We start from the raw sequence: 18,414 nt of genomic DNA, 5'->3' as shown, positions 1-18,414 counted from the left end.
GGAGTATCAGTGGAGACATGGCAGAAGAGAAGGAACCCGAGCCCGAGCTCGACGCCCGCTACAGCAGCGCCGGCGCGACCCCCACGACCTGGCACGACGCCCGCGGACACCTGGCCGGCGCCGAGATCTACTGGCTGACCACCGTCCGCCCGGACGGCCGCCCCCACGTCACCCCGCTGATCGGGGTCTGGCTCGACGACGCCCTGCACTTCTGCACCGGCGCCGACGAGCGCAAGGCCGGCAACCTCGACCGCAACCCCCGGGTCGTCCTCACCACCGGCACCAACGCGCTCGGCGAGGGCCTGGACATCGTGCTCGAGGGCAGGGCGGCGCGCGTGCGCAGCGACAAGCAGCTGCGCCGGATCGCGGAGGCGTACGAGAGCAAGTACGGCTCCGAATGGCACTTCGACGTACGCGACCAGGTCTTCGTCGGCGGCGGAAACGAGGCCCTGGTGTACGAGGTGGAACCCACCACGGCCTTCGCCTACGCCCGCGGCACCACCTACAGCCAGACCCGCTGGCTGTTCTAGGTGGACCCGGCCGGGACGCGGCCTGCGCATGACTGTCGCCGCCGGTGGGTGGGTGGGTGGGTGCGGGTCCGTCTCGCGCCCCGCGGGCGCAAAGCGGCGCGGCAGCCGAACCAACGGCACCAGCACCACCCCCACCCAACCCGCGCCGGGAGCGCGTCACTCACGCCTCGGGACGGCCGATCCGGTCGCGGCGGGCCGGGCCGTGGAAGGCGGCGCGGTCGGCCGCGGCGGTCCCGCGCGCCCAGCCCTCGTGGTCGCGGCCCCTGAGGCGCTGGGTGCGGGTGTCGGGGAACATCGCGTCGGCGGCGCGGCCGACGGCGACCTCGCGGGCGGCCAGCGCGGGGAGGACCTCCGTGGCACCGGTGGCCTGCGCGGCCTCCTCCGTCGCGTCGCGGGAGGCGGCGGCCAGGCGCTCACCGACGCGGCCCGCGTAGGCGATGAGGAAGGACTCGCGGAAGTCCCGCGACAGGTCGCCGCCCCTGCCGCCCTTGCGGCGCGGGCGACGCGCGGCCGGTCCCGGGGTGCCGCCGCCGCGCATGGCCGCCTCGGCCTGCACCAGCAGGGACGTGTACAGCACCTCCACGGCCTCCAGGTCGGCCTCCCAGCCCACGACGGTCGAGAAGCCGAACTCCGCCGACCAGACGGCACGGCAGCGGTTCGCCTCCGCGACCGCGTCCAGGAGCAGGGCCTTCGGCGCCTCGTAGGGGCGGTCCACGCCGATCCGCCGCGCGCCCGGGCCGCCGCCCGGCGCCGTGCCCGCGACCAGCGCCTCGTCCACGCTGTGCCGCGCCATCAGGTGCTGGGCCTTCGCGCTCAGCGCCTCCGCCTCCTCCGGGAAGGCCGTGGACTCCGCCTTCGCCAGCAGCGCCCTGATCCGCCGCAGCATCGGGTGGCCCGTGCCGCCGGACGCCGCGGCGGGCGCGGCCAGCGGGGTGATGCCGGGCAGCCGCCCCAGCAGGCGGACGAGTTCCAGCACGGCCGTCGCCACCGTGAAGCGGTCCAGCCGCTCCGCCGCCCCGTACGCCGTCAGGAGGCCCGTCGGGTCGCCGCCGCCGTCCGCGGTCAGCCGCCCGGCGAGCCGCACGTGCTCGGGGCGCAGTTCGCGGCGCACCATCCGCAGCACGTCCGCGTCCTGCCAGCCGCGCGCCCGGCAGCCCCGCAGCAGTCCGCCCACGGCGGTCACCACCGCCCGGCCGACCTCGTCCCAGCCGGCCTCCGCCGCCGCCATGGCCGACGCCCCGGCGTCCAGCGCCGTCTCGACGTCCCCCTCCGCCGCCCCCAGGGCGCCGGAGAACGCCGCCTCGACCACCGTCATCGCATCTCGCACGGGGTTCAGGATCGCACCGACACGCCGCGTACGGAGCACGGTGCCCACCCGCCCGCGCGCACCGACGCGCCGCGTACGGAGCGCGGTGCCCACCCGCCCGCGCGGACCGGGCCAGGGCGTGGAGCCGTGAAGCCGACAGCCGGCGCGCGGGCTGGGACATCCGCACGACCGGACCGCACGACGCCGCACCGGGCGCCCTGTGCACGGCCGAGTTCCACGCCGACGTCATGGCCGAGCCCGCCCCCGCGGACGCCGGACTCGGCCTGGTGGCCGTCACCCCGCCCGGCCACGGGCGCGGCCCCGCGCCCCGGGACCTGTCGATCGGGAACCACGCCCGCCTCTTGGGCCGGATCGCCGCCGGCACCGGCTGCGACGTCGTCGCCGGGCACGGCCTGCGCGCCGACATCGCCCTCGAGATGACGGCCCTCGGCGAGTTCTCCGGGCCCCTCGTCCTGCTCTCCCCCGTCTTACCCCTCGGGGACGAGGCGAGGGAACTCGCCCTGCTCGACCGGCTCGCCCACGTGCCGGTGCCGGGCACGGCGGCCTGGACACGGGCGCGTTCCCCGGGTGTGAACATGCCCTCACCGTGACGAACCGGGCGCCGCGCGTCCGGGCCGGTCATCCACCGGTCGCCCGCCGGTCGTCCGGCGGACATCCGGTGATGGGAGCGTGCGGAGGTGACTCGCACGATGGCTCTCGGACTGGCCGGTACCGCCGCGCTGGCGGTCGGCGGCAGCGCCGCGGGGGCGCTGCCGGTACGGGACGGGATCGCGCTGCCGCACGGGGAGGCGGCGGCCGGACTGCTGGTCGCGTATTTCGGCCTCGGCCTGCTCGTCGCGGCGTGGTGGCAGCTCGGCCGGCTGGTGCGCGGGCCCCGGCCGCCGTCGATCCGCGCCCTGCTCACGACCTTCGCCGTGTGGGCGGCACCCCTGCTGCTGGCGCCGCCGCTGTTCAGCAGGGACGTCTACAGCTACCTGGCGCAGGGCGCGATGGTGAACGCGGGCATCGACGTCTACACGCACGGGCCGAGCGTGCTCGGGGGCACCGCGGCCGCCGAGGTGCCGGCGATCTGGCGGAACAGCCCGGCGCCGTACGGCCCCGCGTTCCTGGCGCTGGCACGCTACGGAGCACACGCCGGGGTCATCGGGATGCGGGCGCTGGCACTGCTGGGCGTGGCCCTCCTCGCGACCCTGCTGCCGCGGCTCGCACGGCGCTGCGGCGCGGACCCGGCCGGGGCCGTGTGGCTCGGGGCGCTCAACCCCCTGGTGCTGCTGCACCTGGTGGCGGGGGCGCACAACGACGCCGTCATGCTCGGCCTGCTCGGTGCGGGCCTGGGCGCGGCGCTGGCCCGCCGTCCGATACCGGCCGCCGCGCTGGTGACCCTGGCCGCCCTGGTCAAGGCACCCGCCGCCCTCGGACTGCTGGTCGTGGCCAGCCTGTGGGCGGAGCAGCTGGAGGGCCGCTGGCGCCTGGCGCGCGCCGGGGCGGCCACGGCGGCGGTCGCCGGCGCGGCCACCGTGGCGGTCACCGCCGTCACGGGCGTCGGCTACGGCTGGATCGGCGCGCTGACCACGCCCGCCTCCGCCTCCAACTGGTCCCTGGTCAACGTCCTGGGCCGGTTCATCGGCACCCCGGACGTCTGGCGGCTGCTCGGCATGGCCGCCGCCGCGCTCGTCATCGCCGCCGTGTGGTTCTTCCGCGAGCGGCTCGGGCCGGTGTACGCCCTCGGCATCAGCCTGCTCGCGGTGGCGCTGCTGGGCCCGGCGATCCGCCCCTGGTACCTGCTGTGGGGGCTCGTGCCGCTCGCCGTGGCCGCCCCCGACGGCCGGGTGCGGCGGCTCGCCGCGCTCGCCAGCGCGGTGCTGGCCCTCGCGGTGCTGCCCAGCGGGTTCGCCGCGACACCCCGTCAGATCGCCCTGGCGGCCACGGGTGCGGCCCTCGCGCTGCTGCCCCTCGCCGCGATGCGGCTGGTCCGGCTCGTCCGTCCCGCGCTCGCCTCATGAGGCGGATCGTGACGGCGGCCGCCGCCGTGGCCGCGACCGCGCTGTTCCTGGCGACCGTGCCCCTGCACCGGCACTGGTTCGACCTCGGCGTCTACTGGGGCACCGTCAACGCCTGGGTGCACGACGGCGTCGGCGTCTACGACTACCTCAGCCCCGGCACCACGTACGGCTTCACCTACCCGCCGTTCGCCGCGCTGTGCATGCTGCCGCTGACCCTGCTGACCTGGCCCGCGGCCGTCGTCCTCGCGGCCACGGTCAACATCTGCGCGGCGGGGGCCGTCCTGTGGTGGACGGTGTGGCCGGTCGTGCGCCGCGAGGGCTGGACCCCCTGGTACGCGATGGTGCTGGCCGTGTGCCTGATGTCGCTCCTGGAACCGGTCCACGACACCTTCACCTTCGGGCAGGTCAACCTCGTCCTGCTCGCCCTGGTGCTCGCCGACACCGAACTGCTGCGCCGCGGCAGCCTCTGGGCCGGCTGCGCGATCGGCCTCGCCGCCGCCGTGAAGCTGACGCCCGCCCTGTTCATCGGGTGGCTGCTGCTCGCCGGGCACCGCCGCGCCGGGCTCGCCGCGACCGCCACCGCGGCCGCGGCGACGCTGCTGGCGGCGGCGGTCGCGCCCGGCGCGTCCAGGGACTTCTGGACCCGGGCGATGTGGGACACCGACCGCGTCGGCTCGCTGTCGTACGCCTCCAACCAGTCGCTGCGCGGCACCTTCGCCCGGCTCGACGCCCCCACATGGGTGTGGGCGGTGGCCGTCGTCGCGGTGCTGGCGGTGTGGGCGTACAGGGTCCGCCGGGCCGACGTGGTGACGGGCGCCGCCCTCACGGGTGTGACGGCCTGTCTGGTCAGCCCGGTGACCTGGGTGCACCACCTGGTGTGGATGATCCCCGCGCTGGCGGTGCTGGCCGGCGAGGCGCTGAGGTTGCGGACCCGCGGCCTGGTGGTCGCGTCCGTCGGCAGTTACGTCCTGCTCTGCAGCAGCCTCGTGTGGCTGTGGCGGGGCGACCCCGGCACCGGCGGCGTGGGCGCACTCGTGGGCGGCAGCGCCTACGTGTGGATCGGTCTGGGGCTGCTCGTCGCGCCCCGGCCCGGATGGCGTACCAAGGCGCGCCCGCGTCCGATCCTGGCTGACAGGGTGGGAGAGAGGGCCGGCTGACGGCCCGTCGGCCGTGCTGTCCGCCGAGCCCCGAGGAGATCGACGCATGCGTGTGTCCCTGCGCCGGACGTTCGCCGCAGTGCTGATGACCGCCGTCCCCGCTCTGGCCGCCCTCCCCACGTCGTCCCCCGCGCAGGCGCACTCCCCCGCCGCCCTGGCACCCCTGCTCGGCGTGGGAGCGCCGAACTCCATCCCCGGCCGCTACATCGTCACCCTGGCCCCGGGCAGCGACCCCTCCTCCGTCGCGAGCGCGGCCGGGATCACCCCGGCCCACGTCTACGACCGGGTGATGCGGGGCTTCGCCGCCCCGCTCACCGGACGGCAGTTGGCGCGGGTGAGGGCCCTGCCCTCGGTGCGCGGCGTCGAGCAGGACAGCACCGTCACCCTGCCCGCGGAGGACCGGGTCCCGGTGGCGACCGGCCGCCGGCTGCCGGTCGGCGCGCCCCCGGCCGGCACCGGGCGCTTCTGGGGCCTGGAGCGGGTGAACAACCGCGCCCCGGCCGCCCACGGCTTCACCGTACGGGCGACCGGCGCCAAGGTCACCGCGTACATCATCGACAGCGGAATCGACTTCACCCACCCCGAGTTCGGCGGCCGCGCCAAGCCCGGCATCGACGAGATGGAGGACGACCGGAACGCCGCGGACTGCGCCGGCCACGGCACGCACGTCGCCGGCACGGTGGGCGGCGCGCACACCGGCATCGCCCGCGCCGTCTCGCTGGTCTCCGTGCGGGTGCTGGACTGCGAGGCGCGCGGCCCGAACTCCGGGATCATCGCCGGGATCAACTGGGTGGCCCGGCACGCGGTGCGGCCCGCCGTGGCCAACATCTCGCTGGGCGGGCTGTACTCCCCGACGATGAACGAGAGCCTGGACGCGCTGGCCGGCTCCGGGGTCTTCCCGGTCGTCGCGGCCGGCAACGACGACGTCAGCTCCTGCGCCATCTCCCCGGCGAGCGCCACGGAGGCCTTCACCGTCGCCGCGACCGACCGGGCCGACCACCGGGCGCCGTTCAGCAACTTCGGCAGCTGCGTCAACCTGAACGCGCCCGGCGTCGACATCGCCTCCGCCTTCCCCAACGGGCTCTACGCGATCATGAGCGGCACCTCGATGGCGGCCCCCCACGTCACCGGTATCGCCGCGCTCTACAAGGACACCTACGGGGACGCCGGCTTCGAGGCGCTGAAGAAGTGGCTGCTCGACCACGCCACCCGTTCCACGGTCCCCGAACCATGGGGCACCCCGCAGCTGGTGGCCTTCACCGGCAACCTCTGAGGGGCGGCGCCGGGCCGCGCCGCCCTGCCGCGCCTGCCGCCCCCCTCACGTGAGTTCGCGCGCGAAGTGCAGCGCCGTGATCGCCATGCGGCGTGCGTGGTAGAAGCGGTGCGCCCCGTGGTTGGCGACGCCGGCGTCCAGTTCCAGCCGCTCGCAGCCCGCCGCCCGGGCCCTGGTCTCCACCTCCGCCAGCAACCGCGTGCCGACCCCCGCGCCCCGCGCGTCCAGCGCCGTGACCATGTCGTCGACGAGCAGCGTCCGCCCCCTGCTGGTGGTCAGCACCCGGTGCGTGGCCACCCCCAGGTAACGCTCCCGCGCGTCCAGAGCCGCCGTGAAGACCACGCCCTGATCGTGCGCCTCCGCGGCGAAGGCGGCGAATCCGTCGGCGGTCAGCGCCGGCCTCAACGCCCTGATCAGCGGCCCGACTTCAGCGGTCATGGCCGGTTCACCAGGCTTCACGTCCACGAACGTCAGTTCCATGGCGTGATCCTAGGAGGCGCCGGCGCCCGCCGCCCGCCGGTACGGATCGACTTCCCCCGCCGTTCAACACGTAGCCGGGGCCGGGGGGACGTGCGCCTCCGCGATCAGCGAGACGGCGCACTTCCCCCCGGCCCCGGCTACGGACCCTGGACCTCGGCCCGCTCCCTGGCCTCGACCGCTGTCGGCAACCGGTCGGGGTGCGGCACGGCCGTGGTGGACTCCTCTTCTTTCGCGGAAACCTACGCCGTGCGCTGGGCGATCGGGTGTATGAAGGAGTCGACGGTTGCCGCCTGGGTGAACTCGTGTGGCGAACGGGACGGGTCCCTGTCGGGAAGCAGGTCCCACCACCACGCGATCGCCGGGATGTCCAGCGGATCCAGACTGTCGTCGCTGGGTGTGTCGCAGAAGGTCGAGGGGAGGTTCGCCGGATCGTCGGGTGTGGTGTAGCGGACCGAGCTGACGCCCCAGTCCTGGGCCCCGCGTATGAAGTGGCCGAGGCTGTCGAGGAACTGGCGCAGCTGCGGGCTGCCGAAGATTCGCAGATGTTCCGTGACGCGGAGGAAGAGGTTCATCACGCGATCGCGCTGTGCGATGGCGAGGGTGAGCGCCTTGTCCTGCGAAAGCCCTCGCTCCTCGGCGAGCACCCGCACCGCGTTCAGGTAGAAGCCACCGGCCCGCTTCTCCTTGTGGTGCGAGAAGATGTCGTTGTCCCAGCAGATGATGAAGTACGCCATCTCGGCCGTGGCGCGTACGGCGGTGAGGTCCCTCTCCAGCGGCTGGAGTTCGTAGCCGTGCCCCATCTCCAGCAGCGGCATCATCACGGACGTGGCGCCGTCGTAGATTCGCATGAGTGTGTAGTCGTTGAGGTCCGGTACGGCGCCGCGACTCCTGAAGGACGACTCCCACACGACGGAGGAGAAGTACTCGCGCAGGGCGTCGACCCAGCGGGCGACCTGGCCGGGAGTGCCGTACACGTCCATCCGGTAGCGGAGGTCCCGCAGTCCCTGTGCCAGCGGGTCCTCCGCCAGCATGGTGACTTCGGGGTTCTGGGCGACGCGCAGCAGGCGGGAGAGCGCGCCCATGAGATCGCCCGGCCGGGTCCCGATGTCGCCTTCCTCGCAGTAGCCGTCGTCGACACCGAAGAGCCAGATGATGAAGTCCGCGGTGATCGAGATGACTTCCTCGCGGCCGTCCGGGAGGATCCGCGCCGCGAAGGTTCCGATGTCGTGCTGCACGAGGTGGCTGCGGAGCGCGTCGGAGCCTATGGAGTAGTGGTCGGCCCATTCGGCGGTCCGCGCGTCGATGGCGGCGTGGCTGGGATGGATGGCCGGACTGAGCGGAGAGTAGATCGGTGGAACTATCAGGTCGGGCCCCACTGACGGTCACCTCTCAGTTGTCAACCCTATGACCACCAGCAGTTGCGCCTGGCACATGCCCAAGCGGAACTCGAGTGGATCATTTACAGCGACCATTACTCCGGCATATGGCCATGCAGTCAAGTGGCCAAATCTCGCCATGTGAACGCGTGTTGGCCCACGCGGTGCTTGCGCCGGGTGTGCGCCGGGTGCGCCGTCGGCGCACGCGCGCGCCGTGGCCTGGCGCGAAGGGCTCTCCGGATACACAGAGGCGCACGGCGGGCGCACGGGCGCATCCGCCCGTGCGCCCGCCGTGCGCGGGTCACAGAATGAGACGCTGGGGCTACCGCCGCAGCCGGCTCGTCCTTGCACTCCACCAGGAGCGCCCGCACGGCCGTACCGGGGGCATCGGCGTTGCGGCCGGGTCGGCCTCGGCCTCGTAGAGGCGTCGTACGCCGGCGGCACCGGGGGCGTGGGCGGGGCACTCGAGGGGTGGGGTGGTCACGGTGCCTCCGCGGGGAGGGCGAGGGAGTGCAGGTATCGCATCAGGGTGAGCAGCACGTCGCGGCTGGATTCCCGCTTGCGGGCGTCGCAGTGCACGATCGGGACATGCTCGGGCAGGTCCAGGGCGGCCCGCAGCTCCTCGACGGGATGCGGAGGAGCCTCCGGGAAGGTGTTGATGGCCACCACGAAGGGCACCCCGCGCTCTTCCAGCCGCCCTATGACATCGAAACTGACCTCGAGGCGCCTGGTGTCGACGAGCACGACCGCGCCCAGCGCACCCTCGAAGAGCCCGTTCCAGAGGAACCAGAAACGCTGCTGGCCGGGGGTGCCGAAGAGGTACAGCACCAGTTCCCGGTTGATGCTGATCCGGCCGAAGTCCATGGCCACGGTGGTCGCGGTCTTGCGTTCCACACCGGCGGTGTCGTCTACGCCGACACCCGCCTGGGTCATGGTCTCCTCGGTCGTCAACGGCCGGATCTCACTCACCGATCGGACCAGGGTCGTCTTGCCGACCCCGAAACCCCCGACGATCACTATCTTGACCGCGGCGGTGGCGGTTTCGGGCAGTGCGTCCTCGCTCCGTGGCCCGGCGACGACGAGGGGGTCAGAGCTTCTCAAGTCCATGCATCACCGCCTCAATAAGAGCGACGTCGGGAAGGTTGGCGGGTGGGATCGGCGAACGCGCCTCCACCCTTTTCTCGGCCAGCAGGTCGGTGAGGAGCACCGTCACGACGCTGACCGGAAGATTGAGGTACGCGGAGATCTCGGCCACGGAGAGGGGCGAACTGCACAGTCGCACAATCGCCGCCTGCTCCGGTGGCATCCCCGGCGGCGGTCCGGTACGCGCCCGGACCAGCGTGACCAGGTCGAGGGTGGAAGTCTCGGATCCCCCGCTCCGGCCTCCCGTGATCACGTAGAGCCGCTCGGGGCTTCCTTCCTCCCATCCTTGACCCGATTCGCTCATCCGGCCTGCTCGTCACTGCGCGGCGGACTGCTCAGGTGCTCACCGATGCGCGCCACGAGATCACGCATCCGCTGCCCCATCAGTCCGGCATCGACTCCCTCGTCGGCGAGTACGGCGAGGTACGCCCCGGCACCGGCCGCCATCAGGTAGAAGAAACCGCCCGACATCTCGATCACGACCAGCCTCATGCGGCCGTCACCCTGCGGGAACTCCGTGGCGACGGCCGCCGCCAGGCTCTGCAGACCCGCACAGGCCGCGGCGATCCGGTCGGCCGCGTCCGTGTCGGCACCCCACTGGGCCATGCGCAAGCCGTCCGCGGAGAGCACCACCACCTGGCGGGTCTGCGGAACGCTGGTCGCCAGGTCCTTGAGCATCCAGTCCATGTTGGCCCGCTGCTGAATCACGGCTACTCACCCTTATCTAACGACTCGTCACTGTTGCTGACGGGAGCGGCAGCGGGCGTCTCTCCTGACACGCCGCTCTGGAAGGCGGCCAACCACATGCCGGGCTGCACCGGCTCCTGCGCCGGTGGTTCGGCACGGGAAGCGGTGACGGAACCGGCGGGGGACGCAGAGCCCGCGGGGGCGGGCGGCGGGGTGCGCCGACGCCGCTGGGGCAGCCCGTTCGAGGTGCGCTCGTGGACGACGGGGGTGTCGTCCGCCATGTCGGCCATCACGGGGGCCGAAGCCTGGGGCCCCGTGCTTCGTTTGGTGTCGGATCCGGAACCCGGGTCGGAACCGGCGCGGGGCGCCGGGACGGACCGCGGACCGGAGGCGGCACCGATGCCGTGCGCCAGCCCCGTCGCGTTGGTGGTGGTGGTGATCAGGTCCTGCGGGACGATCAGGACCGCGCGTACACCGCCGTAGGCGGAGGTCCGCAGCGAGACCTGGAATCCGTAGGCCTTCGACAGACGGCCCACGACGGCCAGGCCCAGCCGGGGCGTCTCGCCGAGGCCGTTGAGGTCCATGCCGGCCTGCGCCTGGGCGAGCATCTGCTCGGCCCGCTGCCGGGCCTCCTCGCTCAGGCTGACCCCGCCGTCCTCGATCTCGATCGCGATGCCCGACTGCACCTCGACCGCGGTCAGATGGACCCGGGTCTGCGGCGGTGAGTAACGGGTGGCGTTGTCGAGCAGCTCGGCGACAGCGTGGATCAGCGGTTCGACCGCGGTGCCGACGATCGCGACCTCGGAGACCGAGTGCAGCTCGACCCGCTGGTAGTCGGTGATCCGCGACATCGCGCCGCGCAGCACGCTGAAGAGGGGAACCGCCTTGCTCCACTGACGTCCGGGGCGGGCGCCTCCGAGGACGGCGATGCTGTCGGCGAGACGGCCGATCAGGGCGGTGCCGTGGTCGAGGCGGAGCAGGTCGCCGAAGACGTCGGGGCTCTGGCCGTGGCGGTCCTCCATCTCCCGCAGGGCACTGGCCTGCTGGTGGACGATGGCCTGCACACGGCGGGCGATGTTCACGAAGGCGCGCTGCGAGGACTCCCGGATGTCCTCCTCGGCGGAGACGGCCGTGAGGACGGAGTGGAGAACGGCCTGGTGCGCGCTGTGGAACTCGGCTGTGAGGCCCTCGGTGCGGGTCTCGACGCTCTTGAGCACGTCCTCGAGGAACTCACCGCGCTGGAGCCTCGCCATGGCGTCGGGCAGCTGTTCCTTGGCGAGACGTACGGTCTCGGCCTCCTGCTGAGCCAGCCGGTACCGCAACTCGACGTCGTGCCGGGCCACTTCGGCACGGAGCTCCGCGTTCAGGTGCCCTCGGCGCGCGACCTCGACGGCGAGGACGGCGATGGCCACCGTGGCGGTCACACCGCACCAGAGCACCGCCATCCTGGCGGACGAGGGGACGGTCCATACGGCAACGGTCGCGACCGCCGCGACTATGACGACCGGAAATAACCACGCGGACGTAGCGGTGGGCCGGTGGTCTCCGGGGGACGATCCAGCACGAACCATCAGCATCCTCAGGTGATCGCTAGTCATGGAACGAACACGGCACGAGCAGCGGATTGCGGCATCAACGGAGTGGGCAACCAGCAGGCCGTGCCTGACCTGGCGTAATTGCTACAACACGCTGAGCCGCAAGTAGCATAGCCGCTTCCATTCATGGCTGATGCCGCATCATGATGCCCTTGGCACATGCCGATTGACGTATGGTTATCGGTTCTTGCGCGTCGACGCAAACCCCTCCCGGACGCTCCCGCACCATCTGTGCGGCCACGATTCGATCATGAGCAATGACCGATATAAACTGTTTGACCAAGGATGGCTCGATCGACTCCGACGCCGGTCCCCGCGCCCCGGGAGGCCCCCATGAGCGAGCAGGAACACGCATGGCGGGCCGCCTCCGCGAGGGCCCCGGAGCGCCGCTTGCGCACGTCACGCGGCCCCCACGAGACGCGCCCCGGCCAGGCCCCGCAAGGGTGGCGGGCGGTTCGGGCGGCGTCCGCGGAGAATGCCGGGGCCCCCGCCGTGCGGCCGGCTCCCCAAGGTCTGCCCGGGCGGTACGGCGGGTCCCCCGGGGGCAGAGTGGTGCGACCCCGGCGGGCGCCGTCCCGTCGCGCGCGGTGCGGCCGGACCGCGGGACCCGGGAGGCGCGCAAAAATTCGCTTCACCCGGAAGAGTGACAGGTACTTGCGCGCGGCCCCCTCGGGGAGCAATGTCACGCGCGCGGGGACAGGGGACGTCCGATGACGGCCCGGGAACTGCAGGGGCTCGCCGCGATCGTCACCGGCGGCGCCACCGGGATCGGGCTCGCCACGGCGGAGACGCTGGCGGCGCGCGGCGCACGGGTCGCCGTGCTGGACCAGGCCCCCGGCCGGGCACCGGGGCACGTGCACGCGCTCGCCGCCGACATGGCCGACGACGCGTCCGTGCGCTGGGCGGTCGGCCGGGCCGTGGAGGACCTGGGCGGGCTGGACATCCTGGTCAACAACGCGGGGACCGGGGCCGTCGGCACCGTGGAGGAGAACCCGGACGGCGAGTGGCGCCGGGTCCTGGAGATCAACCTCCTCGGCGTGGTCCGGGCGAGCCGGGCCGCGCTGCCGTTCCTGCGCCGCTCCCCGTACGCGTCGATCGTCAACATCTCCTCGGTCACCGCCACCGCCGGGCTCCCGCGCCAGGCGCTGTACGCGGCGAGCGAGGGCGCCGTCCTCGCGCTCACCCTGGCGATGGCCGCCGACCACCTGGCGGAGGGCGTCCGGGTCAACTGCGTCACCCCCGGCACCGTCGACACGCCCTGGGTGGAGCGGCTGATCGCGTCCGCCCCCGACCCGGCGGCCGAGCGGGCCGCCCTCCAGGCCCGCCAGCCCAGCGGGCGCCTGGTCACCGCCCAGCAGGTCGCCGACGCCGTCGCCTACCTCGCCGGGCCCTCGGCCGCCGCGGTCACCGGCACCGCGCTCCCGGTCGACGGCGGACTGCACGCACTGCGCCCCGCGCCTCCCCTCCCCCCGGAGCCGCTGCCCTGAGCGGCGCGGGAGCCGGGGCGAGGGCAGGGCCCGCGGCCGCTCCGGCGCGGGGAGCCCCCGGGGGCGGGACGTCCTAGCATTGAAGACACGTATCCGCGGACATGGGACGCCCCAGATGGTCACGCCGGAGAGAGGCGCGGCGGCGCCGGCGAAGGCGCCGTTCGACCTCGCCTACGCCGCGTCCGCGCTGATCGACGGCATGGGCACGATCGTCGGCTGGACGACCGCCGCGGAGCACCTGCTGGGCTATCCCTCCGCGGAGGCGCTGCACCGCCCCGCCACGCTGCTGCTGGCCTCGCCCGGGCAGGCCGCCGAGGCCGTGGAGCTGGCCGCCCAGTGGCGCGACCACGACATCTGGGGCGGTCTGGTGGCCGCCCGGCACCGCGACGGACGGCGGATCGAGGTGGGCCTGCGGGTGTCCGCCCTGACGGCGCCCGACGGGCAGGAGCGCTGGCTGGTGTCGGCGATCGACCTGGCCAGGACACCGTCCTGGGCGGTGAGCAGCGCCATCCTGGAGGGCTTCCTCACCCGGTCCCCGATCGGCATGGCCGTGCTCAGCCCCGATCTGCGGTACGTGTGGCTCAACGACACCCTGGAACACTTCGGCGGCGTACCGCGCGAGCGCCGCATCGGGATGCGCCTGGCCGACGCCCTGCCCGGGATGGACACCGGGGCGCTGGAGGACATCATGCGCCAGGTGCTGCTGACCGGTGAGCCGGCGATCGACCACGAGTTCCAGGGCTGGACGCTCGCCTCCCCGTACCACGAACGGTCCTTCTCCACCTCCTTCTACCGCTTGGACGACGCCGAGGGCCGGGCGATGGGCGTCTGCTACATGGCCATGGACGTCACCGACCGGTGGCGCGCCCGGGGCAGGCTCGCGCTGCTCAACGAGGCCGGGGCGTGCATCGGCAGCACCCTGGACGTCACCCGCACCGCCCAGGAACTGGCCGACGTGTCCGTCCCGCGGCTCGCCGACTTCGTCACCGTCGACCTGCTGGAACCGGTGCTGCGCGGCGGCGAGCCGCCGTCCGGCGGCGGGCTGGGCGGGGTGCCGCTGTGCCGCGCCGGGATGCGCTCGGTGCACCCGGGCACCCCCGAGTCGATCGTCGCGCCCGGCGAGCGGATCAACGCCGGCGACACCTCCCCGCATGTGCGCTGCATGACCACCGGCCGGTCCGAGGTGGAGGGCGACATCGCCATCGACCGGGCGTCCTGGCTCACCGACGACCCGGCCCGGGCGGCCAAGATCCGCGAGTTCGGGATGCGGTCGGTGATGTGGGTGCCGTTGCGGGCCCGGGGCACCGTCCTCGGCGTGGTGACCTTCATCCGGCACCGGCGCCCCAACCCCTTCGAGCAGGACGACCTGCTGCTCGCGGAGGAACTCGTGGCCCGCGCAGCGGTGTGCGTGGACAACGCCCGGCGCTGGACCCGCGAGCACGAGGCGGCGCTCACCCTGCAGCGCAGCCTGCTGCCCCAGACGCTGCCCGGCGGCACGGCGCTGGAGGTCGCCTCCCGTTATCTGCCCACCGACATCCAGGACGGCGTGGGCGGCGACTGGTTCGACGTCATCCCGCTGTCCGGGGCGCGGATCGCGCTGGTGGTCGGGGACGTCGTCGGGCACGGCCTCACCGCGGCGGCGACGATGGGGCGCCTGCGGACGGCCGTCCACACCCTCGCCGACATGGACCTGCCGCCCGACGAACTGCTGGCGCACCTGGACGACCTCATCATGCGGCTCACCGAGGAGGAGAGCGCCGACCCGTCCGTGGCCGCCACCGTCACCGGCGCCACCTGCCTCTACGCGGTCTACGACCCGGTGACCCGCCGGCTGACCATGGCCCGCGCCGGGCATCCGCCACCGGCGGTCGCCGACCCCAGTGGCCGGGTCACCTTCGCCGAGCTGCCCGCGGGACCGCCGCTCGGCCTCGGCGCCATGCCCTTCGAGTCCGCCGAACTCGAACTGGCCGAGGGCAGCGTCATCGCCCTCTACACCGACGGCCTGATCGAGACCTTCGGCGAGGACGTGGACGTCGGCCTCGACCGGCTCGCGCGCGCCCTGGCCCATCCGGAACTGCCGCTGCAGGACCTGTGCTCGGGCGTGCTGGAGCGCCTGCTGCCCGGTCCGCCCACCGACGACGTGGCCCTGCTCGTCGCCCGTACGCACGCGCTCGCCCCGGACCGGTTCGCCGCCTGGGACCTGCCGGTCGACCCGGTGGTCGTCAGCGAGGCCCGCGCGCTGGCCGGCCGCCAACTCGCCGAGTGGGGCCTGGAGGAGCTGCGGACGACCACCGAACTGGTCGTCAGCGAGCTGGTCACCAACGCCATCCGGCATGCCTCGGGGCCGATCCGGCTGCGGATGATCCGGCAGTCGGTCCTCATCTGCGAGGTCTACGACGGCAGCAACACCGTGCCGCGGCTGCGGCACGCCCGGACCACCGACGAGGGCGGCCGCGGGCTCTTCCTCGTCGCCCAGCTCACCCGCCGGTGGGGCACCCGCTACACCGCCGACGGCAAGCTGATCTGGGCGGAGCAGGAGATTCCGGACATCCCGCGGTCCTGAACGTCCGGCCTGCTCCGGCCATGACGCCGCCCCGGACGGAGTCCGTCCGCCATGCCCGAACCCCCCCTCGGACGAAGCGCGTTCCTCGCCCACGTGCCTGCCGCGCCCACTCTCGCCGCCACCGTCACCGTCACCGCCGCGGGCGCCGGACCGGCCGCCGCGGCCGTACCGACCCCGCCCGCCCCGGGGGCGGCGGTCAGCCCTGGAACGCCGCCGCGTCCATGTACACGACCTCCCACAGGTGTCCGTCCGGGTCCTGGAAGCTGCGGCCGTACATCGGCCCCTGCTCCATGGGCTCGTTCGAGGGAAACCCACCCGTGGCCAGGGCCGTGTCGGCCAGCTCGTCCACCCGCTCCCTCGACTCGACGCCCAGGCAGACGATGGCCTCCGTGGTCTTGGTGGCGTCGGCTACCTCCTTCCTGGTGAACTGCCGGAAGAAGGGCTCGACGAGCAGCATCGCGAAGATGCCCTCGCCGATCACCAGGCACGCGGCGTTGTCGTCGGTGAACCGGTCGTCGAAGGAGAACCCGAGGCCGCCGAAGAACGCCTTCGCCCTGGGCAGATCCTGCACGGGAAGGTTGACGAAGATCTGGGTCGACATGGTGCGCCTCGTTCCGTTCCGGGGGTTCTGTCAGTGGTCTGTGCTGAAGTAGACCCGTGGGCGCTCCGGAACTCATCGGAAGGCGGAGGAGAATCATGAGCGATCTCGCTGCACCCCCGGACGTGGCGCAGGAGCTGGAGCGGTACCGCGCGGAGCTGACCGGCTACTGCTACCGGATGCTGGGCTCGGCCTTCGAGGCGGAGGACGCCGTCCAGGACACCATGGTGCGGGCCTGGCGCTCGTACGACCGCTTCGAGGGGCGCTCCAGCCTCCGCTCCTGGCTGTACCGCATCGCCACCAACGCCTGTCTGGACATCCTGGGCGGCACGGGGCGCCGCGCCCGTCCGATGGACCTGGCCTCGCCGGGCAGCGCCGAGGGCCCGCTGCCCGGCACCCTGCCCGAGAGCACCTGGATCTCGCCCGCCCCCGACGGCCGCGTCCTGCCCGCGACGAGCGACCCCGCCGACCTCGCCGACCAGCGCGAGAGCGTGCGCCTTGCGTTCGTCGCCGCGCTGCAGCACCTCGCGCCGCGCCAGCGGGCCGTGCTCATCCTGCGGGAGGTGCTGGCCTGGAAGGCCGCCGAGGTCGCCGAGCTGCTCGACACCACCGTCGCCTCGGTCAACAGCGCGCTGCAGCGGGCCCGCGCCACGCTCGCCGCCGCCGGCCCCGCCACGACCGACCCGGCCCGTCCACTCGACGAGGAGCAGCGCGCCCTGCTCGGCCGCTACGTCGCCGCCTTCGAGTCCTACGACCTCGACGCCCTCACCTCACTGCTCCACGAGGACGCCACGCTGTCCATGCCGCCCTTCGGCCTGTGGCTGCGCGGGCCCGCGGAGATCAGGGCCTGGATGCTCGGGATCGGCGCCGGATGCCGCGGTTCGCGGCTGGTCCCGGTCACGGCCAACGGCGCCCCGGGCTTCGGGCAGTACCGGCCCGGCCCCGACGGGGGGCACGAGCCGTGGGCGCTGCAGGTCATCGAGATATCAGAGGGCCGGATCACCGGGCTCAACTCCTTCCTCGACACCGAACGGCTCTTCCCGCTGTTCGGCCTCCCCGAGCGCATCGAGCCCGAGGCCCGCTAGCCCGCCCAGCCCGGTGAGCGCGAGCAGTTCCCGCAGCGCGCGCCCGGCGCCCCGCAGCCGGATCCGGCCGCCGTGGCGCCGGGCGGTGAGCTGCAGCCGGGCGAGGGCGTCGACCAGCACGAGGTCGGGGGCTCCCTCGAGCCCTCCCACGTCGCACGTCACCGTGCCGCCGCCGCGCTCGGCCAGCAGTACGCGCACCCGCTCGACCAGCGGCGGGATCCCGGCGCGGTCGAGCCTTCCGGTCAGGACGAGCACGGCGGGCCCACCGCCCGGGCGGGACGCGGGCGAGGGCGGGGGCGGCACTGGCCGGGCCATGGGCGACCTCCTGGAGCGGGATCCGGGCACGGGCGTACGGGTTCCCGTACACCCCCGTACATCCCTAGGACCGGCGGCGCGGCCGTAATCCATCGCCGCCGCGCGTCACCGTCCGAGCAGCGCCGTGATCTCCCGGGGGTCCCAGGCCCCGTCCGCGCACTCCGCGAGGTAGGCCGCGATGCCGGGCAGGTCCCATGCGCCCGCCTCCGCCAGGCCCTCGGCGATGTGCCGCAGGTAGATCCCGGACGGCCTGACGTGCTCGGCCCCGCCCGAGCCCCAGGGCGCGGTGAAGACGAGCACCGGGTGCCCGTCCACGTCCCCCGGGTACAGCAGCGTCTCGTACCGCCCGTCGCCGAGCCGGGCCCTGCCGTGCCGCAGCACCTCGGCGAGGTCGAGGTCGGCGCCCGGTGTGCGGTACATCTCCTGGGCGACGATGTCGGAGAACTGGCCTACCGTCAGCAGGTGGGCCCGGGCCCGCACTCCGCCGCCCGGCGCGTCGCCGTCGTAGAAGGCCCGGCCCCCCGACCAGACCGGCGAGTGCGTCGCGAAGTACATCCGCCCCGGCAGCTCCAGCGGTACCGACCGCAGCGGCGGCCGCGCGTCCCGGCAGCCCGGGTACTCCCGGCCGCCGCCGGGCGGCACCCCACCGGCGAGATAGCTGTCGAGGCGCACGAGGTGGGTGTTGGAGCCGTAGGCCGCGTACCAGACGAAGCCGGGCGGCCGGTCCCGCCGGCCGGCGCTCCGGGGCCCCACGCGCTGCGGTGTGGTCACCGTTCCATGATGCGGGTGCGGGCG

At 73.7% G+C, this 18,414-nt stretch carries 18 protein-coding genes; 8 read left to right on the top strand and 10 right to left on the bottom strand.

Going from position 1 to position 18,414, the window contains the following annotated elements; genetic code table 11:
* The first annotated feature begins 17 nt into the window (after positions 1-17).
* Positions 18-530 carry a pyridoxamine 5'-phosphate oxidase family protein gene (locus OIE69_RS22295; protein ID WP_326574883.1) on the top strand — a complete coding sequence of 171 codons (513 nt, stop codon included), beginning with the start codon at positions 18-20 and terminating at the stop codon, positions 528-530.
* A gap of 160 nt (positions 531-690) precedes the next feature.
* Here the strand turns inward: OIE69_RS22295 and OIE69_RS22290 are convergent, their stop codons facing one another.
* Positions 691-1,857: a DUF2786 domain-containing protein gene (locus OIE69_RS22290; protein ID WP_326574881.1), complete on the bottom strand. Its 1,167-nt coding sequence runs from the start codon at positions 1,855-1,857 to the stop codon at positions 691-693.
* 227 nt (positions 1,858-2,084) lie between these two features.
* On the opposite strand from OIE69_RS22290, the gene OIE69_RS22285 reads away from it, so the two are divergent.
* From OIE69_RS22285 to OIE69_RS22270, 4 genes are all read left to right on the top strand, one after another.
* On the top strand, positions 2,085-2,447 hold the full coding sequence (locus OIE69_RS22285) for a hypothetical protein (protein ID WP_326574879.1): 363 nt from the start codon (positions 2,085-2,087) through the stop codon (positions 2,445-2,447).
* A 99-nt stretch (positions 2,448-2,546) separates the two neighbouring features.
* The gene (gene mptB, locus OIE69_RS22280; protein ID WP_326574877.1) at positions 2,547-3,860 is read left to right on the top strand and encodes a polyprenol phosphomannose-dependent alpha 1,6 mannosyltransferase MptB; all 1,314 of its coding nucleotides are present in this window, start codon (positions 2,547-2,549) and stop codon (positions 3,858-3,860) included.
* On the top strand, positions 3,857-5,017 hold the full coding sequence (locus OIE69_RS22275; protein ID WP_326574876.1) for a glycosyltransferase 87 family protein: 1,161 nt from the start codon (positions 3,857-3,859) through the stop codon (positions 5,015-5,017). Before mptB ends, OIE69_RS22275 begins: the two co-directional genes overlap by 4 nt.
* Positions 5,018-5,063: 46 nt before the next feature.
* Positions 5,064-6,290 carry a S8 family peptidase gene (locus OIE69_RS22270; RefSeq protein ID WP_326574874.1) on the top strand — a complete coding sequence of 409 codons (1,227 nt, stop codon included), beginning with the start codon at positions 5,064-5,066 and terminating at the stop codon, positions 6,288-6,290.
* 45 nt (positions 6,291-6,335) lie between these two features.
* On the opposite strand, the gene OIE69_RS22265 is transcribed toward OIE69_RS22270, so the two are convergent.
* The 6 genes from OIE69_RS22265 to OIE69_RS22240 form a co-directional block, all read right to left on the bottom strand.
* Positions 6,336-6,770, bottom strand: a complete 435-nt coding sequence (locus tag OIE69_RS22265) for a GNAT family N-acetyltransferase (RefSeq protein WP_326574872.1) — start codon at positions 6,768-6,770, stop codon at positions 6,336-6,338.
* Between the two features lie 239 nt (positions 6,771-7,009).
* Positions 7,010-8,146, bottom strand: coding sequence for a selina-4(15),7(11)-diene synthase (locus tag OIE69_RS22260; protein ID WP_326574870.1), 1,137 nt, complete (start codon positions 8,144-8,146; stop codon positions 7,010-7,012).
* A gap of 480 nt (positions 8,147-8,626) precedes the next feature.
* On the bottom strand, positions 8,627-9,253 hold the full coding sequence (locus OIE69_RS22255) for a GTP-binding protein (RefSeq protein WP_326574868.1): 627 nt from the start codon (positions 9,251-9,253) through the stop codon (positions 8,627-8,629).
* Positions 9,234-9,593: a DUF742 domain-containing protein gene (locus OIE69_RS22250; RefSeq protein WP_089222571.1), complete on the bottom strand. Its 360-nt coding sequence runs from the start codon at positions 9,591-9,593 to the stop codon at positions 9,234-9,236. The genes OIE69_RS22255 and OIE69_RS22250 overlap by 20 nt, the downstream gene beginning before the upstream one ends.
* Positions 9,590-9,976 (bottom strand): roadblock/LC7 domain-containing protein, encoded by a 387-nt coding sequence (locus tag OIE69_RS22245; RefSeq protein ID WP_018558481.1) that lies wholly within the window; start codon positions 9,974-9,976, stop codon positions 9,590-9,592. The genes OIE69_RS22250 and OIE69_RS22245 overlap by 4 nt, the downstream gene beginning before the upstream one ends.
* Before the next feature lie 23 nt (positions 9,977-9,999).
* Positions 10,000-11,547 carry a sensor histidine kinase gene (locus OIE69_RS22240; protein ID WP_392567670.1) on the bottom strand — a complete coding sequence of 516 codons (1,548 nt, stop codon included), beginning with the start codon at positions 11,545-11,547 and terminating at the stop codon, positions 10,000-10,002.
* A gap of 734 nt (positions 11,548-12,281) precedes the next feature.
* On the opposite strand from OIE69_RS22240, the gene OIE69_RS22235 reads away from it, so the two are divergent.
* Both OIE69_RS22235 and OIE69_RS22230 read left to right on the top strand, forming a co-directional pair.
* On the top strand, positions 12,282-13,058 hold the full coding sequence (locus OIE69_RS22235) for an SDR family NAD(P)-dependent oxidoreductase (RefSeq protein ID WP_089222574.1): 777 nt from the start codon (positions 12,282-12,284) through the stop codon (positions 13,056-13,058).
* Positions 13,059-13,173: 115 nt separating this feature from the next.
* Positions 13,174-15,621 carry a SpoIIE family protein phosphatase gene (locus tag OIE69_RS22230; RefSeq protein WP_326574861.1) on the top strand — a complete coding sequence of 816 codons (2,448 nt, stop codon included), beginning with the start codon at positions 13,174-13,176 and terminating at the stop codon, positions 15,619-15,621.
* Positions 15,622-15,817: 196 nt separating this feature from the next.
* Here OIE69_RS22230 and OIE69_RS22225 read toward each other — a convergent pair whose 3' ends face one another.
* Positions 15,818-16,222, bottom strand: a complete 405-nt coding sequence (locus OIE69_RS22225; RefSeq protein WP_326574859.1) for a VOC family protein — start codon at positions 16,220-16,222, stop codon at positions 15,818-15,820.
* A gap of 95 nt (positions 16,223-16,317) precedes the next feature.
* Here OIE69_RS22225 and OIE69_RS22220 point away from each other — a divergent pair, with 95 nt between their 5' ends.
* Positions 16,318-17,304 (top strand): sigma-70 family RNA polymerase sigma factor, encoded by a 987-nt coding sequence (locus tag OIE69_RS22220; protein ID WP_326574857.1) that lies wholly within the window; start codon positions 16,318-16,320, stop codon positions 17,302-17,304.
* Here OIE69_RS22220 and OIE69_RS22215 read toward each other — a convergent pair.
* Together OIE69_RS22215 and OIE69_RS22210 are read right to left on the bottom strand one after the other, a co-directional pair.
* The gene (locus tag OIE69_RS22215; protein ID WP_326574855.1) at positions 17,206-17,619 is read right to left on the bottom strand and encodes an STAS domain-containing protein; all 414 of its coding nucleotides are present in this window, start codon (positions 17,617-17,619) and stop codon (positions 17,206-17,208) included. The genes OIE69_RS22220 and OIE69_RS22215 overlap by 99 nt on opposite strands.
* Before the next feature lie 105 nt (positions 17,620-17,724).
* Positions 17,725-18,390, bottom strand: coding sequence for a histone deacetylase (locus OIE69_RS22210; RefSeq protein WP_392567553.1), 666 nt, complete (start codon positions 18,388-18,390; stop codon positions 17,725-17,727).
* Positions 18,391-18,414 lie beyond the last annotated feature (24 nt).

Source organism: Actinacidiphila glaucinigra (assembly GCF_035918135.1).
Classification (GTDB): domain Bacteria; phylum Actinomycetota; class Actinomycetes; order Streptomycetales; family Streptomycetaceae; genus Actinacidiphila; species Actinacidiphila glaucinigra.
The sequence above is the reverse complement of the archived record's forward strand: the minus strand, read 5'-3'. Positions and strand labels throughout refer to the sequence as shown.

Bases quoted from the DNA above. Each gene is read 5' to 3' on its own strand.
- OIE69_RS22295 (WP_326574883.1), top strand. From the start codon at position 18: ATGGCAGAAGAGAAGGAACCCGAGCCCGAGCTCGACGCCCGCTACAGC.
- OIE69_RS22285 (WP_326574879.1), top strand. From the start codon at position 2,085: ATGGCCGAGCCCGCCCCCGCGGACGCCGGACTCGGCCTGGTGGCCGTC.
- mptB (WP_326574877.1), top strand. From the start codon at position 2,547: ATGGCTCTCGGACTGGCCGGTACCGCCGCGCTGGCGGTCGGCGGCAGC.
- OIE69_RS22275 (WP_326574876.1), top strand. From the start codon at position 3,857: ATGAGGCGGATCGTGACGGCGGCCGCCGCCGTGGCCGCGACCGCGCTG.
- OIE69_RS22270 (WP_326574874.1), top strand. From the start codon at position 5,064: ATGCGTGTGTCCCTGCGCCGGACGTTCGCCGCAGTGCTGATGACCGCC.
- OIE69_RS22265 (WP_326574872.1), bottom strand. From the start codon at position 6,770: ATGGAACTGACGTTCGTGGACGTGAAGCCTGGTGAACCGGCCATGACC.
- OIE69_RS22255 (WP_326574868.1), bottom strand. From the start codon at position 9,253: ATGGACTTGAGAAGCTCTGACCCCCTCGTCGTCGCCGGGCCACGGAGC.
- OIE69_RS22250 (WP_089222571.1), bottom strand. From the start codon at position 9,593: ATGAGCGAATCGGGTCAAGGATGGGAGGAAGGAAGCCCCGAGCGGCTC.
- OIE69_RS22245 (WP_018558481.1), bottom strand. From the start codon at position 9,976: ATGGACTGGATGCTCAAGGACCTGGCGACCAGCGTTCCGCAGACCCGC.
- OIE69_RS22240 (WP_392567670.1), bottom strand. From the start codon at position 11,547: ATGGTTCGTGCTGGATCGTCCCCCGGAGACCACCGGCCCACCGCTACG.
- OIE69_RS22235 (WP_089222574.1), top strand. From the start codon at position 12,282: ATGACGGCCCGGGAACTGCAGGGGCTCGCCGCGATCGTCACCGGCGGC.
- OIE69_RS22230 (WP_326574861.1), top strand. From the start codon at position 13,174: ATGGTCACGCCGGAGAGAGGCGCGGCGGCGCCGGCGAAGGCGCCGTTC.
- OIE69_RS22225 (WP_326574859.1), bottom strand. From the start codon at position 16,222: ATGTCGACCCAGATCTTCGTCAACCTTCCCGTGCAGGATCTGCCCAGG.
- OIE69_RS22220 (WP_326574857.1), top strand. From the start codon at position 16,318: ATGAGCGATCTCGCTGCACCCCCGGACGTGGCGCAGGAGCTGGAGCGG.
- OIE69_RS22215 (WP_326574855.1), bottom strand. From the start codon at position 17,619: ATGGCCCGGCCAGTGCCGCCCCCGCCCTCGCCCGCGTCCCGCCCGGGC.